Annotated in this window: 1 protein-coding gene and 2 pseudogenes; all 3 read right to left on the bottom strand. The window is 63.1% G+C overall.

Annotated features, from left to right (window positions below):
* Positions 1–215, bottom strand: a pseudogene (locus BZK42_RS27825) (lytic transglycosylase domain-containing protein); the annotation flags it as partial.
* Positions 194–892, bottom strand: coding sequence for a TIGR03759 family integrating conjugative element protein (locus tag BZK42_RS27820; protein ID WP_080861597.1), 699 nt, complete (start codon positions 890–892; stop codon positions 194–196). The pseudogene BZK42_RS27825 and the gene BZK42_RS27820, both read right to left, overlap by 22 nt.
* Before the next feature lie 81 nt (positions 893–973).
* Positions 974–1,349 (bottom strand): annotated as a pseudogene (locus BZK42_RS28850) (hypothetical protein); the annotation flags it as partial.

Here is a 1,349-nt window from a genome sequence, read left to right as displayed (position 1 = left end):
GGCAGCCGTCGCGAGGACTCCGCCAGGGACACCGAATACAGCGCTTCTGCCGGGACGCCATACTCTTCTGCCACCTGCCGGTAACCTTCAGGCACCGGGCTGCCGGCCGGTAACGGTTGCCCCTGTGCCTGTTGTGCTGCTGCAGGCGATGAAAATCCTGCCGTTAATATCATCAGTAAACCGGCTGAAATGTTCAGAATGCCACGATTTGCCATCCGTCCTCCCCCTGCTGCAGCACCACCGGCATACGGCCCTGTCCGAATTTCAGCCAGTTGCCGTTATCATGATTCAGGGTTATCTGACGGCTGCGGACCTTATCCACCGGAATATGGTGCGCCAGCGCCCACTGGCGGATGACATCATCACTGCCGCCACTGTCCACCAGGTAGATATCCACCGGCCGGTTGTCGGCAAGAACGGCACTCAGCCTGGCGTCACACTGCAGGCAGCTCTCACGTCTGACAAACAGCGCCAGACGCCCGTGCGAGTCGTGCGCCACGCCGGTCGCGTTCCCCATATTCACCGGCAGGACGCCCGGATACAGTCGCTTCCAGGCCGCGTCAACTTCACGCTGAAACGCCAGCTCCTTCTCCACCCGCTGGTATTCCTGTTTCACCCACAGCTCCGCCATCTGCCGGCGTTCAGCGGCAGATTCCGACTCCAGGCCCAGCGCCATCACCGGGTCAATCCCCGGCGACTGGATACCGCGGGGCCCATTCATCACATCCCGGTACTGCTGCCACTGTGTGTCGCTGAGTCCCCAGACCGCCGACTCCCGGGCGCTGTTGTCTGTCTGTGTCTGCTGTACCTGCGAGGTCACCGTCTCCGCCTGGCGGGCACCAGTACTGCCGTTATGTCCGGCGCTGACCGATGCCGCGGCAGAACCGCACATCGCCGGCACGAAGCAGGCCAGCGTCATGGCAGTCAGCGTTATTTTTTTCAGCATTCGCATCGTTATCTCCCCCCCGCCCGGCTATGGCGTCAGCTGCTGTATGCGACCGTTAACCTGAAACGCCGCCCGGTTGCCGTCGGTACTGACCAGCGTCCAGCCCCGGTAACTCTCCCCGGGAACCAGCATATGCAACTGTGACCAGTCACTCCCTGCCCCGGCAGGCAGCACCACCGCATACGCCTGTCCGCCCCGGCGCTCCACGCCCGTCAGGACGAACGGCGGCGTGAGGGCGCGGGAAACCACGGGAGTTTTCACCGGCGCGGAAGAGGCAGCCGGCTCACGGCGGGCCTTCAGGGACGGTTTTGTCGCTGTACCGGCTGACTTTTCTTCCCGCTGCGCTTTCCATTCTGACAGCGCATCAATACGGGAGACCTGCTCATTCAGCCGGGACGACAGC

This window comes from Citrobacter braakii, from assembly GCF_002075345.1.
Lineage (GTDB): Bacteria > Pseudomonadota > Gammaproteobacteria > Enterobacterales > Enterobacteriaceae > Citrobacter > Citrobacter braakii.
The sequence above is the reverse complement of the archived record's forward strand: the minus strand, read 5'-3'. Positions and strand labels throughout refer to the sequence as shown.